We start from the raw sequence: 12,560 nt of genomic DNA, 5'->3' as shown, positions 1-12,560 counted from the left end.
TTCCGTCAAGTATTTCGCCACGCGGCGCAAGCCCTTCTCGTCTTTCGCCTTGGCGAGGGAGTTTTCCACGGTGCGCACGGCATTGTAGTAGGTGAAGTCGAGTTCGGCGAAATTCTCGCCCTTCTTCGCCTTGTAGAGGATGTGCTTCTTCTCGGCCGGCCCGTTGAAGACGATGTCGCGTTCGGCGGCCGTGAGCTCGCAAAACGGCACGTTCGTGCGCACGCCCATGGCGCCGCACACCTGCTTCATGAGGTCCCACATGAGCGTGCCCCATACCACCACGGCGCCCTCGTCGATGGTCTTGCTTTCGTCGGGCACGAGCGCGGCGCGGTTCACGGTGCGCGCGATGCCGGTTCCGCTGCAGGTGGGACAGGCTCCTTCGCTGTTGAATGCAAGCGACTCGGCGCCGGGGCCGAAGAATACGCTGCCGCAATGCGGGCATGAGATGGGCAGCTCGGCGGCAACATTAAGGCTTGGCGGCACGTGCTCGCCGCAGTGCGGGCATGCGTGGCTGCCGACGCGCGAGAACAGAAGGCGCAGGCTATTCAAAAGCTCGCTCGAAGTGCCGAACGTGGAACGCACGCCTGGCACCGCTGGGCGCTGGTGCAACGCGAGCGCCGCGGGCACGTAGCGAACGTCGTCGACCGAGGCTTTGCCGGCTTGCGTGATGCGGCGTCGCGTGTAGGTCGAAAGCGCTTCGAGGTAGCGGCGTGAGCCTTCGGCGTAGAGCACGCCGAGCGCGAGCGAGCTTTTGCCCGAACCCGATACGCCCGCAATGCCCACGAGTTCGCCGAGCGGGATATCCACGTTCACGTTCTTCAGATTGTGCACGCGCGCGCCGCGCACTTCGATGTGGTCGATGTTCTGCATGATTTCCTTCGCCTTAGGGCTCGTGCCGTTTCTTCCATCGATTATGCCACGACGGCGGCAAAACCCAGGCCGAGGGCGCTTATGGCTGTCGATTCTAGCGAGGGCGGCGTCGATTCGTTTGCGCGGAAGAGCATCGAAGGCACGGAGCGCGACGGCGCCATCTTGGCGTCGCTTGTCGATCCGGCCGTTTGTTTCGCGGGCCGCTGCCCTTCCGCCTGCTATTGCAGCAGGTACTTCGTGAGCTCTGCGCGGCTTGCGATGCCGAGCTTCGCGTATGCCATCGACAGGCGGTTTTTCACCGTGCCAGTGGAAATTCCCAGATGGTTGGCGATTTCGGTGTTCGACCACCCACGGCTTGCGAGCATGGCGATGCTGAATTCGGTGGTGGTGAGGTCGCTCGTCACGTGCGCGCCCGCTTCGGGGTTGTGCAGGCGCCGCCATCCCTCGCTGAAGCGATAGGTGATGTTGATTACGCGCGCGTAGTGCTCGGGATAGTCTTCCTTCAAACACGTTTCGAGCACGCCCTGCAAAAGCCCATGGTGCTCGCCGATTTCTTCAATGAGGCCGTCGGCCAAGGCAATGTTCCACGCTCCCATGAAATGGCGTCGTGCGGCTTCGGCGTCCTTCAGATTCACCTGCCCCATGGCTGCGACAAGGTGCAGGAACTGCTCCGCGATGGGATAGCGCCCCTGTTTCGTCATGAGCGCGGTTTCGGCCATGCCCACGCAGCGGCCGTATTCGCCGAAAAGGTACGCGTGGTGGGCGAGCGCATAAATCGCGAAAAGTCGCAGGCCTTCAGGCAGTGTAGCGACGTGCTTCGCGAACGTGCCTGGCGGGTAGGGCGTGGACAGGTGCAGGAGCACGCTCGAGGCGGCGTCGAAGAGTATGTATGAAGCATGCAGCGCTGGCGTTGCCACGATTGATTCATCGCCGCGCATTGCCGCGATGTTCGCGAGGCATTCTTTCGTTTCTCAAATTTTCCCCAGGGTAAGATCTGCATACGCGCAAATGAAATTCGCCGAGATGCGCAAGGCGGGATCGGAGTGGTCCAAGAATGGTGCAGCGTCGGCATGCGCTTCTTCGGGCTGTCCGCGGAAGTAGTGCGCTTCCGCTTGGGCGATGCGGCCCAGTTCGGCATCGCGCGCGGCAATAGCCGCTACGGCTTCGTCGAGCTTGCCTGGTTCAGCGGTAGCGGACACGAGCGGCATGGGAAGCCGCGTTTCGATAAAACTGTATATACGATCAGCCATAGAGCTCCTTTGGACGAATGCGGAAAAGAGGGGGTTTGAGCAACCCCCTCCATAATAACGCGGCACGCTGCGGTGGGCGTTTTTGCTTCGGTAATATTCGCGTTAATGTTCGTCGACGGCGTGGAGTTCCGCTTCGACCGAGCGCTTGTCGGCGGCGTCGAGCTCTACTTTGCGTTAGCGTTCGTCGGTTGCGTCAAGCTCCGCTTCAATTTTGGCGCGGCGATGTTTCGCCTCGTAGAACGCCAGGCACAGCGCACCGAACGTGGCGGCGAAAATCGTAACGCCGAAAACCACGCCTATCGCCAGGTTTGCCGCCCAGAAAATGTCTTCGAACGGTACGATTTGCGCTTCGGCAATGCAGCGCATGGCGGCAATGGCAAGCGCGCTTGCGACACCCGAGATGCCGGCGATGAGCAGAAAGTAACCAGCGGGAAGGTTCTCGGTTTGGCCAAAACGGTTGGTGTCGACGTAGCCCTTTCGCGTTTGCAGCACGGCGCATATAAGCATTACGATGAAAAGCCACGCGTACATGGCGGCGTCAACGGGACTTGCGAACAGGTGGAAGGCATCGTTGGCGCCATTATGCACCCATATAACCTGTTGGGCTATGATTTGATATGCGAGCAGTGCCAGCATGCCGAACGAAAGCAGTATGAAGCCGAACGTGTAGATTTTGGCGTTCTCGGCTTCCAGACGCTCGTCTTTCGGACCTGCATATTCGCGCCATTTTTGCACGATTTTCATGTTCTGCATTTTCATGGTTCGCTCCTAAAAGAAGAAGGGGTTGGTGTTGACGTCACCGTCGTCTTCCCAAAACAGATCGTTCAGGGTGACGTGCAGCGTTTTGCAGATAGCCACGCATAAATTGAGCGTGGGATTGTAGCCGCCCGCCTCGATAAGGCCGATGGTTTGGCGCGTAACGCCCACGGCTTCGGCGAGATCGGTTTGCGAAAGGCCGGCTGCCGCACGTGCCGCCTTCATGCGTAGGTTTTTCTTGCCTGGCATGGGTTTCCTTTCATTTTATGGACATATATCCGTTGCAACATGACAGAAATATATGGCATATGGGATGAAATGTCAACTATAGATTGCATTATGAAAGAAAGAGCTGCTATGAGTTCGAAAGTGCGCTTTCAGAATGGCGCTTGGCGGTCGGTCGTTGCTCAAATGGCATTTGGCCAGCGCTCGCGGCGTGGTTTGCCTCGCGCAGGCTCGATCGCATTGCGCTTGCCTACGCTCGCTTGTCGTAGTCGCTACGATTCGGGGTCGTACTTCCAAATCGAGAAGTGCTGCGGATGAGCGTATACGCTAACTGCTCTGCCCGTTGCCGTGCGATATTCCTGAAATTCACCTTGGCGAACAAGGCTCCACCCGGTGCGGCCGATATAGGAATATGTTTCTCCGTTATCGGACATATGGACAAGCGTGATTGGGCGGCGCACCTCGTCTTCGATTTTCATGATGAACTGCATAAGCACGTTGGTATCGAAGGGGTTGAAAAGGTACAGGTGCGTGTAGGGGGCGAGCGGGGTTTCGAGCGCACTTCCGCAGAGTACGTCGACGTTGGCGAAATGCCTCGCCCAGCTGCGCGCGTATTCGGCGATATCGGGGTCGAGTTCGATGCCCGTGGCGCGGCCGGCGAGTTTCGACTGAATGAAAAACGACAGCACGCGACCCGTGCCGCACCCTACGTCAAGAAGGTGGGATTCTTCGGAAAAATCCAGATCGGAAAAGAGGTTTTCCAATATGAAATACGGTGTGGGCGTGGGGTCGTGCGCACCTTGCTTCGCAAAGCGCGTCGTGCCTGGTTCAGCCAGCGAGCAGCCGCACAACGCGCGATCACGACGCTCATCGGCGGCGAAGAGTTGGTCTTTGTTGGAAACATTCAGGGGTGCCGACATGCGTCGTGCATGGTTCGCATTCATGCTCGCTCGATTCTATTCGCCCAACTCGATGCGCAAACCGCTCTTGGTTGCCTTGATGACGTCTTCGCCGAGCTCTTCCAGCAGAATTTTGAAGGCGCGCTCGCCGGTGCAGTGGCCCGTGTAAGCGAGCTCGATGCCTTCGTTTTTCATACGGCCAGCAAGGGCGCGCACTCGCCTGGTGCGGGTTGCTGCACTTCACTGCTAATCGGTACCGTCGTCTTTAGACGCGCTCCTTGCCTGCGTGTGGGGTGACGACTTCCGCCATAGTGTAGCCGCTTTCTCACGAAAAGCGAAATGAGTCACGGCTACCAAAAGCCCAGCATGTGCTGGGCACCAAGGCTCACCGACGCGATGGCAATCCAACAGGCAGCGCCGAGCACGATGGGCTTCGCGCCCGATTTCACCAACCCAACGACGTCGGTGTTCAGGCCGATGGCGGCCATGGCCATAACGATGAAGAATTTGCTTGCGAGCTTAAGGGATTCGAAAACAGCCATGTCAATGCCAGTTGCGCTCGCCACGGTGGCGACGATCGACGCGCACAGGAACAGTACGATGAACGTCGGCAGCGCGCGCTTCAGGCTAAAGCCATTTTGGGTGGGTTGGCCGTTTTCATCTGCGGTTTTCTTTTCGTGCGAAGCAACCCAGAGCGCAAGTACGAACGTGATGGGGATAATCGCCAAGGTTCGCGTGAGCTTCACGATGGTTGCGTAATCGAGCGCGTTTGCGTCTTCGTGCATGCCGTCCCAAACGGCCGCTGCAGCGGTGACCGATGAAGTGTCGTTCACGGCGGTGCCTGCGAATAGGCCGAATCCGTCGTTGGTCATGCCGATGGCGTCGCCGAGCGTTGGAAAGATGAGCGCGGCCAAAACGTTGAACAGAAACACGACCGAGATGGCATGGGCGACCTCTTGGTCGTTGGCTTTGATGACGGGAGCGGTGGCCGCAATCGCCGAGCCGCCGCAGATGGACGACCCCACGCCGATAAGCGTTGCGGTACGACTCGGCACATGCAGCGCGTGGCACAGGATGAATGCCGTGAGCAGCGATGCCGTGATGGTCGATACGATAACGGGCAGCGAGGTTGCGCCAACTTGGGCGATTTGGGTGAGCGGCAATCCGAACCCGAGCAAAACGACGGCGGTCTGCAGGATTTTCTTCGACGTGAACTTGATTCCTGCCGCCGATGAGCCTTTGTCTTTCCAGAATATGCCGATGATCATGCCGGCGAGAATGGCGAACACTGCGCCGCCGACGATAGGAACGGCGGTTCCCAAAAACCAGCAGACAACGGCGAGCGCGGCGCTAATTGCGATGCCGGGCGCGAGGGTGCGAATGGTGCTCATGAAGTTCTTTCTAGATTGGAGGACGGTCGGCGAAGTTCGACCGTGATGGGGGACTAACTATACGCCAATTCGTGTCTGCGCGCCGCGCAGGGCGCTTTCTACTGCATGTGCATATCGCGTTTTGCATGCCTTCTTCATGTTCTGGACGAATCGGGCACCGCCCATTGCCGGCGGCGGGCGCTTCAGCTACGGTGTGGTCTCTTTCGGGCTGACGGCTCTTTTGCTTTCTGCAGCGAGAATGAACGTAAAAGGTAAAAAAGGAAGGAGCCCCTCGGGGCCCCTTCCTGCTTGAGCTGCTTTTGCCACGCGCGCTTTGATTTCGTGCGGCTGTATTTTGCCTCGCCATGTGCTCCGTGGCCGCAAATGTAGCCGTTGTAGTGCGGCTTTTTGGCCAAGGTCGCCTCGTCGGCAGACATATGCCAAACGGCGCCGGACTTCGGTGCATGCTTTTTGCGTTTTGCGGACAACGCTCCCACCTCCTCTCGCCAACGGATTGCGTGTCTATGAGCCCGATAATAGCAGTTTTGCTGAGCATGCGCGCAACGAAGTGAGGTGCTGAACAAGACAAGGTGCTAAATGAGGTAACGCGCTGAATGAGGTAGGCCATTAAACGAAGCAAGGTGCTAAACGATGTGAAGCGCTAAACGAGGCACGGTGTAAGATAGGTAAATTCGAAGCGCCGATTGACGGAATCGATCGGCGCGGTTCGTTGGATGAAGGGGGACTCATGAAGGTTCTTATGGTCAATGGCAGCCCGAAGTCGAAGGGCAATACGGCCGCGGCGCTTGCCGAAGTCGGCGCGGCGCTTGAAGGCCACGGCATCGAATGGGAGGTGTTCCAGCTGGGCGCTGCACCCGTGCGTGATTGCGTCGGTTGCGGCAAGTGCGGCGAGCTCGATTGCGCGTGCGTATTCGATGACGACATGGTTAATGAGCTCATCAAAGCCGCCCAGCAGGCCGATGGTTTCGTATTCGGCACGCCGGTGTATTACGCGCATCCCACCGGCCGCATTCTGTCGGTGCTCGACCGCGCGTTCTATGCAGGCGGGGCGGCATTCGAGCATAAGCCGGGTGCGGCGATCGCCGTGGCTCGCCGCGGAGGCATCACGGCATCGTTCGACGTGCTCAACAAATATTTCACCATCAAGCAAATGCCCGTTGTGGCGTCGACCTATTGGAACGGTGTGCACGGACGCGTGCCGGGCGAAGCCGCGCTCGATGAGGAAGGCATGCGCACGATGCGCAATATCGGCCACAACATGGCATGGATGCTGAAGTGCATCGAGCTCGGCCGCGAAAACGGCATCGAGCCGCCCGTTGCCGAAACGGGCGCCATGACCAGCTTCATTCGCTAGGGGTCCACGAGCCAGCTTCGACGGGAACGCGCGCAAGGCGAATTGGACGCGCCTGGCTGGCGGCGGCGGTTCTCGCCTGCCGCGGTTTTCGTTCTATGCCGCGACCGCCTTCTGGTGCCTGGCGGCCTGCGCCTGCGCCTGGCGAACGCCGGCGTAGGCGCGATGCCTCGCGAAGAAGAACAGCGCAATCATGGTGGTGCCGGTGACGGTCCACGTGATGGGGTAGATGTTCATGAGCGAGGTGTAGTCGTTCATCGACGGGAACACCCAGAAAATGAACGCGATGCGCAGTAGGCACGATCCCACGATAACCACGATGGTGGGCAGCACCGACCAACCCATGCCGCGCATGGCGCCCGCGGTCACCTCGTAGGTCGATGTCATGCATTCGAGCAGCTCAACGTGCCACATGCGAATGGTGCCGTAGCCAAGCGCGGCGGCCTCGGTCGTGAACGCGCCGAGCGAGATATTGCCCAGGCCAACGAAAATCGCGCTCAGGGTAAAGGCGCTCAGCACCGCCGCCGCCATGCAAATGCGCACGATGGAGTCGCATCGCTTGAGATTGCCCGCGGCGAAGTTCTGCCCGATAAACGTCACGGCCGCTTGCGAGAACGCGCTCACGAAGAAATACGTGTAGTACTCGTAGTTCATGGTGGCCGCCGAGCCTGCGGTGGAATCGGCGCCGAAGCTGTTGATCGCCGCTTGGATAATCACGTTGGAAAGCGAAAAGACCATCGACTGAAGGCCTGATGGCAGGCCGATATACAAAATCATCTTGAACGCTTTGCCATCGACGGCCAGGTGGCGCGGCTCAAGGCGGAACGCGTCTTCCTCATGCAATAGCATCCGAATGACGATGGCCGCGGAAAGCGCGTTCGAGATGTCGGTCGCAATCGCGATGCCGATAACGCCGGCATTGAAAACAGTGACTGCAATTACGTTGAGCACCACGTTGAGCAGCATCGCGGCAGCGAGCGCGTACAACGGGCGTCGGGTGTCGCCTTTCGCGCGCAGCACGGCCGAGCCGAAATTGTACGCGAGGAAGAACACGCTGCCCGCGAAATAGATGCGCAGGTACCACGCGGCCTCTTCGGTTGCCTCGGCGGGCATTCCGATGGCGTCGAGAATGGGCCCGGTAATGAGCATTCCAACGACGGTGAGCAGGGCGCCGCATACAAGCGTGAGCACGGCGGTCGTTTGTACCGCGCTCTTCACGAGGTCCATGCGCCCGTGGCCGATTCGAATGGCGATTGCGACGTTCGCGCCGACTGACAGGCCTACGAAAAGACCGATGAGCAGGGAAATGACCGGTGCCACGCCACCGACGGCCGCCAGGGCGCCGCTATTGATGAATCGTCCGGCGACAACGGCGTCGGCGGAATTGAACAGCTGCGAGATGATCGACGAAAGCGCCAGCGGAACGGCGAATACGATGATCTTGCCCAAAAGGGGGCCGTGCAGCATGTCGATGCTGTTGGTCTTTTTCGGCTGCGCAGGGGTTTTGTCTGTTTCGAGCTCGGGCGAGGCGGAGGCGGTGTTGTCTGTGGTGCTCATTGACGCTGGCGTCGCTTTCCGCGCTTGAGGCGCTTTGTTTCGAGTGGGTTTCAGGTGCTCAAAGGGTATAACACTTTTGCCTGGTCAAGGGGCAGTGAATACACGAAGCGCACACGCAACGCCCGCAGGTCGCACAAACGTTGCGCCGCGATGGCGCTTCAGGCCTCGAAAAATGCGTGCCGTCTATTGAAGCGTGAGCGCGTGTTCCTCTTCCGCAATGTCGCTTTCATCGAATTCGTAGTCTTTGCCAGGCAGAATCGCATTCAGAATGATGCCGGCAAGCGAGCCGATGGCCAGGCCCGAGAGCGAAATCACGATGCCGGAAACCTCGAAGGTGATTGCGCCGGCCGCACTGTAGGCGATGCCGATGGACAGCACGAGCACGATGGCGGCCACGAGCACGTTGCGGCTTTTCTGGAAGTCGACGTGGTTTTCGACAAGATTGCGCACGCCCACGGCCGAGATCATGCCGTAGAGCACGAGCGACACGCCGCCGATCACGCACGAAGGCATGGCGCCAATCACGGCGGCGAATTTCGGGCTGAATGAAAGCACGATCGCGCAGCACGCCGCGATTCGCACGACGCGCGCGTCGAACACGCGGGTCAGCGCGAGCACGCCGGTGTTTTCGCCGTAGGTGGTGTTGGCCGGGGCGCCGAACAGCGAGGCCAAAATGGTGGCGAGGCCATCGCCGAGCAGCGTGCGGTGCAGGCCCGGGTTGGCGATGAAGTTGCGCTCGCACGTGGAGTTGATAGCCGAGATGTCGCCGATGTGCTCGATCATCGTGGCGAAGGCGAGCGGCATGATAGTAATGATCGCGGTAATGGCGAGGCCCGTGTCGAAGCCGGGGCCAAACAGCGAGAATACGGTGTTGTCCCAGCTGAATGGCAGGCCGATCCACGCGGCTTCGGCCACGCCCGAGAAATCGACCTCGCCCATGGCAGCCGCGGCGGCGTAGCTTACCACCACGCCGATAAGGATGGGGATGATCTTCACCATGCCGCGCCCCCAAATATTGCAGACCACAATGGTTGCGATAGCGATAATCGCCACAATCCAGTTGGTGGAGCAGTTCGCAATGGCCGAACTCGCCAGAATGAGGCCGATGCAAATGACAATGGGACCCGTAACTACGGGCGGGAAGAAGCGCATGACGCGCGCGGGGCCGAATGCGCGGAAGAGCGCCGAAAGCACCAGGTAAAGCAGGCCGGCGCACGCGACGCCGAGGCATGCGTAGGGTAGAAGTTCGGCCTCGCCGTTGGGGGCGATGGCGGCGTAGCCCGCGATGAACGCGAACGACGAGCCCAAAAACGCTGGCACCTTGCCCTTGGCCAGAATATGGAAGAGCAGCGTGCCCAGGCCGGCGAACAGCAGCGTGTCGCTTACCGAAAGGCCCGTGAGCACCGGCACCAAAATGGTGGCGCCGAACATCGCGAACATGTGTTGGATGCCTAGCACAAACATGCGCGGCTTGCCAAGGGTGGTCGCGTCGTAAACGGCGGGTGGGGTTTCGGACTCCGAAGTGGCGCGGGCGGTATCGCTCATGGTTTGCCTTTCTGGAAGATTTCAAATCGTCTTATGATAAGGCTTCGAGGGGCTGCTCGTTCTTTGAAATACGATTTTTCGCGCGTCAATTCGGCTTGGGGCTATTCCCAGCCCTTCCATACATCGGGTTGATAGCCGACCGTGGCTTGGCGTCCGTTGCGCACGATAGGTTCGCGCAGTATTTGCTGGTTTTCGAGCACTTTGTCGAATTTCTGGTCGGCGCCGAGATACTGCACGAGCGCAACCGTGTCGGCGTCTTTTGCCGACGGGTCGATGAGCGCGTCAATGCCGCCAGCGGCGCGGGCAACGCTTTCAAGCTCGCCTTTGCTCAGGCCTTTTTCCTTCAGGTCGACGAACTGGAACTTCACGCGGCGTTCCTTGAAGTAGCGCTGCGCCTTTTTGGTGTCGAAACTTTTCTTGGTGCCGAAGATCTGGATGTTCATGTTCGAGCCTTTTCGGTCGAGCAGGTGCTTCTCCTGCGAATATGACAAAAAATATGCCGTCAGTATAACTTTTCGTCGCCGCTCGGGCGCGAATGGGGCGCTTGGCCTAAGTCCGATATGGCGAAGGGCGCTTTCCCTGGTTCGGGCGAAGCTGGTCCAAGAGGGGTGGGCGGGTTGTTGCGGGCCAGTCGACCAACCGGGGAAGAATCGGCTATGCAATAAAGGGTTGGGCGGAAGGGGAAATCGCGCTTGGGTATCCCTTTTGGTTTATGGCAAGCAGGCCGATGGCGGCGAAGGGCGCGAAGCCAGGCGCAAAACAGAAGGAAGAAAAGCTCGTGGGCTAAAGGGCGACGAGCACTTCAGGCGTGGCTCCCATGCACACATTTCTTTGGGAAAGCCTGAACGCAATCTGTCGGACCTCGGCTGCTTCTGCGCTATTTCTTTTCAAGATGCTTTACTTCGTGCTCTTCCGCATGGCCCTCTTCGTGTTCTTTCATAACGACATGAACCACGTCGGGACGCTGCTTCGGCATGTAAATGTGCTGGTAGTCGGTGTGTACGTGCTCGCGATGCTCGTGGATGTGCTCGGACACGATTTGTCCCGCGTGGTGCGGGTCGTGGGCGATCTCGCGCACCGCATCGATGGGATGGCGGTCGGCGACTCCGTAGGTCGCGCCCGCGAACAGCGGCATGATGAATACCGTCACAGCGCCCGCGGCGACCATGATGGAGGCCGTGCTCGCGTCGATGGACCCGTTTTTCACGCACAGCGAGGTAACCGCGACGATAATCGGCAGGGCCGTGGTGCAGTACAGCGCAACCGAAATACGCTCGTGCATCGTGTACTTCGCGCGCGTTTTGGGCATCGAAAGCGAAATGATAATGGGAACCGTGCGCACGACGAGCAGCAGCGCGACAAAGCGTACGAGCATGGCCGGATCGGCCGCGATGGCCGAAATGTCGATTTTCGCGCCCGACACGATGAAAAACAGCGGAATGAGGAAGCCGAAGCCAATGGCGTCGAGCTTGGTTTCGAGCGACACGTTGCCTTCGGGCGTGATGAACCTGAGCACGAAGCCCGCCGCGAACGCGCCGAGCACGATATCAATGTCGAACAGCGCCGAAAACGCTACGAGGGCGACCAGGATCATAATGGTGCCGCGCACCGATGTTTGCGAGGTGGTGTTGGCTTTTGCTTCGAGAAATTTGTAGAGGCGCGTGCCGTTTTTGCGTGCCATGGCAGGTACGAGGGCCGCGATGACGCACAGAATCATGAATGCGGCGAGAATCGCTGCGGTCTGCCAGTTCGTGCGCGTGGAGAGCAGCACCGCCATGGCGAGCACTGGGCCGACTTCTCCCCAGGTGCCGTATGCGATGACCGCGCGGCCGACTTTCGTGTTCATGAGCTCGCGCTCACGCAAAATGGGCATGAGCGTGCCGAGCGCCGTGGTCACAAGCACGATGGCCATGGGAACCACTCCAATGCCGCCGATGGCCAAATTCGGATGCAAAAACACGAGCGCCAGCGCGAACGCGAAGGTGACCAGCCATGTACGCAGGCCTTTCTTGCCTTCGGTGCCCGTGAGCATTTTCGGGTTGATTTCGTAGCCCGCGAGCAAGAACAAAAACGCGAGGCCCAAATCGGAAAGCAGCGTAATGGGTTCGGTGAGCCAAATATGGTTCAGGCAGTTGGGACCGAGGATTGCGCCGAAAGCCAGAAGAAGAACGGTTTCGGGAATGGGCTTTTTCGGAATCGCCTGCGCGATAACGGGTGCCACAAATGCGACAACCGCAATAATTGCGAGCGAGATGAAATCATGTGCCATGGGATGCTTCCTGTTGTTGGACGTTATCGTCCTTTGCCAAACCTAATTAGCATAGGCGATTTTGGAGCGTCTTGGGCAAAAAGCGCGAAATGTCGCTAAAACGATGCCTTTAACAGGTCCTGATGATTTAGGCGGGAAGGGCGGTAGGGCGCCGAGCTCGCTGCGGCATGGTTAAGAAGGTCGGGCAGGCTCCTCGAATTCGCAACTTTTGTCACTTTTTAAGCGTTTCGTTTACGCGAACTTCACTGCGGTGCCGTAAGCGAGGATTTCAATCGTGCCTTCGGCGATGCTGTCGCTCGCGAAACGCATGGCGACAACGGCGTCGGCCCCAAGATTTTGCGCAGCGGCAACCATGCGATCCTCTGCGACTTGGCGAGCCTCATCGGTCATTTGCGTGTACGACACAATTTCGCCGCCGACAATGCTTTTTACGCCGGCCATGAGGTC

General features: G+C 59.2%; 13 protein-coding genes and 1 pseudogene. 1 reads left to right on the top strand and 13 read right to left on the bottom strand.

Going from position 1 to position 12,560, the window contains the following annotated elements:
* The 8 genes and pseudogenes from ACWI8T_RS05335 to ACWI8T_RS05300 form a co-directional block, all read right to left on the bottom strand.
* Window positions 1–870, bottom strand: a pseudogene (locus ACWI8T_RS05335) (excinuclease ABC subunit UvrA); the annotation flags it as partial.
* Window positions 871–1,088: 218 nt separating this feature from the next.
* Window positions 1,089–1,787: a response regulator transcription factor gene (locus ACWI8T_RS05330; protein WP_449138219.1), complete on the bottom strand. Its 699-nt coding sequence runs from the start codon at window positions 1,785–1,787 to the stop codon at window positions 1,089–1,091.
* 54 nt (window positions 1,788–1,841) lie between these two features.
* Window positions 1,842–2,120, bottom strand: coding sequence for a hypothetical protein (locus ACWI8T_RS05325; protein WP_449138218.1), 279 nt, complete (start codon window positions 2,118–2,120; stop codon window positions 1,842–1,844).
* Window positions 2,121–2,294: 174 nt separating this feature from the next.
* Window positions 2,295–2,864, bottom strand: coding sequence for a hypothetical protein (locus ACWI8T_RS05320; RefSeq protein ID WP_449138217.1), 570 nt, complete (start codon window positions 2,862–2,864; stop codon window positions 2,295–2,297).
* Between the two features lie 24 nt (window positions 2,865–2,888).
* Window positions 2,889–3,125, bottom strand: a complete 237-nt coding sequence (locus tag ACWI8T_RS05315; RefSeq protein ID WP_449138216.1) for a helix-turn-helix transcriptional regulator — start codon at window positions 3,123–3,125, stop codon at window positions 2,889–2,891.
* A 248-nt stretch (window positions 3,126–3,373) separates the two neighbouring features.
* On the bottom strand, window positions 3,374–4,045 hold the full coding sequence (locus tag ACWI8T_RS05310) for a class I SAM-dependent methyltransferase (protein ID WP_449138215.1): 672 nt from the start codon (window positions 4,043–4,045) through the stop codon (window positions 3,374–3,376).
* 12 nt (window positions 4,046–4,057) lie between these two features.
* Window positions 4,058–4,195: a hypothetical protein gene (locus ACWI8T_RS05305; protein WP_449138214.1), complete on the bottom strand. Its 138-nt coding sequence runs from the start codon at window positions 4,193–4,195 to the stop codon at window positions 4,058–4,060.
* 155 nt (window positions 4,196–4,350) lie between these two features.
* The gene (locus ACWI8T_RS05300; RefSeq protein WP_449138213.1) at window positions 4,351–5,391 is read right to left on the bottom strand and encodes a YeiH family protein; all 1,041 of its coding nucleotides are present in this window, start codon (window positions 5,389–5,391) and stop codon (window positions 4,351–4,353) included.
* A 727-nt stretch (window positions 5,392–6,118) separates the two neighbouring features.
* On the opposite strand from ACWI8T_RS05300, the gene ACWI8T_RS05295 reads away from it, so the two are divergent.
* Window positions 6,119–6,745, top strand: coding sequence for a flavodoxin family protein (locus tag ACWI8T_RS05295; RefSeq protein ID WP_449138212.1), 627 nt, complete (start codon window positions 6,119–6,121; stop codon window positions 6,743–6,745).
* A gap of 93 nt (window positions 6,746–6,838) precedes the next feature.
* On the opposite strand, the gene ACWI8T_RS05290 is transcribed toward ACWI8T_RS05295, so the two are convergent.
* From ACWI8T_RS05290 to ACWI8T_RS05270, 5 genes are all read right to left on the bottom strand, one after another.
* Window positions 6,839–8,299 carry an MATE family efflux transporter gene (locus ACWI8T_RS05290; protein WP_449138211.1) on the bottom strand — a complete coding sequence of 487 codons (1,461 nt, stop codon included), beginning with the start codon at window positions 8,297–8,299 and terminating at the stop codon, window positions 6,839–6,841.
* 183 nt (window positions 8,300–8,482) lie between these two features.
* Window positions 8,483–9,844 carry a uracil-xanthine permease family protein gene (locus tag ACWI8T_RS05285; protein ID WP_449138210.1) on the bottom strand — a complete coding sequence of 454 codons (1,362 nt, stop codon included), beginning with the start codon at window positions 9,842–9,844 and terminating at the stop codon, window positions 8,483–8,485.
* Window positions 9,845–9,945: 101 nt separating this feature from the next.
* Window positions 9,946–10,287 (bottom strand): arsenate reductase family protein, encoded by a 342-nt coding sequence (locus tag ACWI8T_RS05280; protein WP_114615905.1) that lies wholly within the window; start codon window positions 10,285–10,287, stop codon window positions 9,946–9,948.
* 434 nt (window positions 10,288–10,721) lie between these two features.
* On the bottom strand, window positions 10,722–12,113 hold the full coding sequence (locus ACWI8T_RS05275; RefSeq protein WP_449138209.1) for a cation:proton antiporter: 1,392 nt from the start codon (window positions 12,111–12,113) through the stop codon (window positions 10,722–10,724).
* A 231-nt stretch (window positions 12,114–12,344) separates the two neighbouring features.
* On the bottom strand, window positions 12,345–12,560 hold a 216-nt coding region (locus ACWI8T_RS05270; protein WP_449138208.1), incomplete at its 5' end, for a YbjQ family protein.

Source organism: Slackia sp. (assembly GCF_977041755.1).
The sequence above is the reverse complement of the archived record's forward strand: the minus strand, read 5'-3'. Positions and strand labels throughout refer to the sequence as shown.

Excerpts from the sequence above, each read along its gene's own strand:
- ACWI8T_RS05325 (WP_449138218.1), bottom strand. The coding sequence starts at position 2,120 with ATGGCTGATCGTATATACAGTTTTATCGAAACGCGGCTTCCCATGCCG.
- ACWI8T_RS05285 (WP_449138210.1), bottom strand. The coding sequence starts at position 9,844 with ATGAGCGATACCGCCCGCGCCACTTCGGAGTCCGAAACCCCACCCGCC.
- ACWI8T_RS05280 (WP_114615905.1), bottom strand. The coding sequence starts at position 10,287 with ATGAACATCCAGATCTTCGGCACCAAGAAAAGTTTCGACACCAAAAAG.
- ACWI8T_RS05290 (WP_449138211.1), bottom strand. The coding sequence starts at position 8,299 with ATGAGCACCACAGACAACACCGCCTCCGCCTCGCCCGAGCTCGAAACA.
- ACWI8T_RS05320 (WP_449138217.1), bottom strand. The coding sequence starts at position 2,864 with ATGAAAATCGTGCAAAAATGGCGCGAATATGCAGGTCCGAAAGACGAG.
- ACWI8T_RS05295 (WP_449138212.1), top strand. The coding sequence starts at position 6,119 with ATGAAGGTTCTTATGGTCAATGGCAGCCCGAAGTCGAAGGGCAATACG.
- ACWI8T_RS05310 (WP_449138215.1), bottom strand. The coding sequence starts at position 4,045 with ATGAATGCGAACCATGCACGACGCATGTCGGCACCCCTGAATGTTTCC.
- ACWI8T_RS05305 (WP_449138214.1), bottom strand. The coding sequence starts at position 4,195 with ATGAAAAACGAAGGCATCGAGCTCGCTTACACGGGCCACTGCACCGGC.
- ACWI8T_RS05315 (WP_449138216.1), bottom strand. The coding sequence starts at position 3,125 with ATGCCAGGCAAGAAAAACCTACGCATGAAGGCGGCACGTGCGGCAGCC.
- ACWI8T_RS05300 (WP_449138213.1), bottom strand. The coding sequence starts at position 5,391 with ATGAGCACCATTCGCACCCTCGCGCCCGGCATCGCAATTAGCGCCGCG.
- ACWI8T_RS05275 (WP_449138209.1), bottom strand. The coding sequence starts at position 12,113 with ATGGCACATGATTTCATCTCGCTCGCAATTATTGCGGTTGTCGCATTT.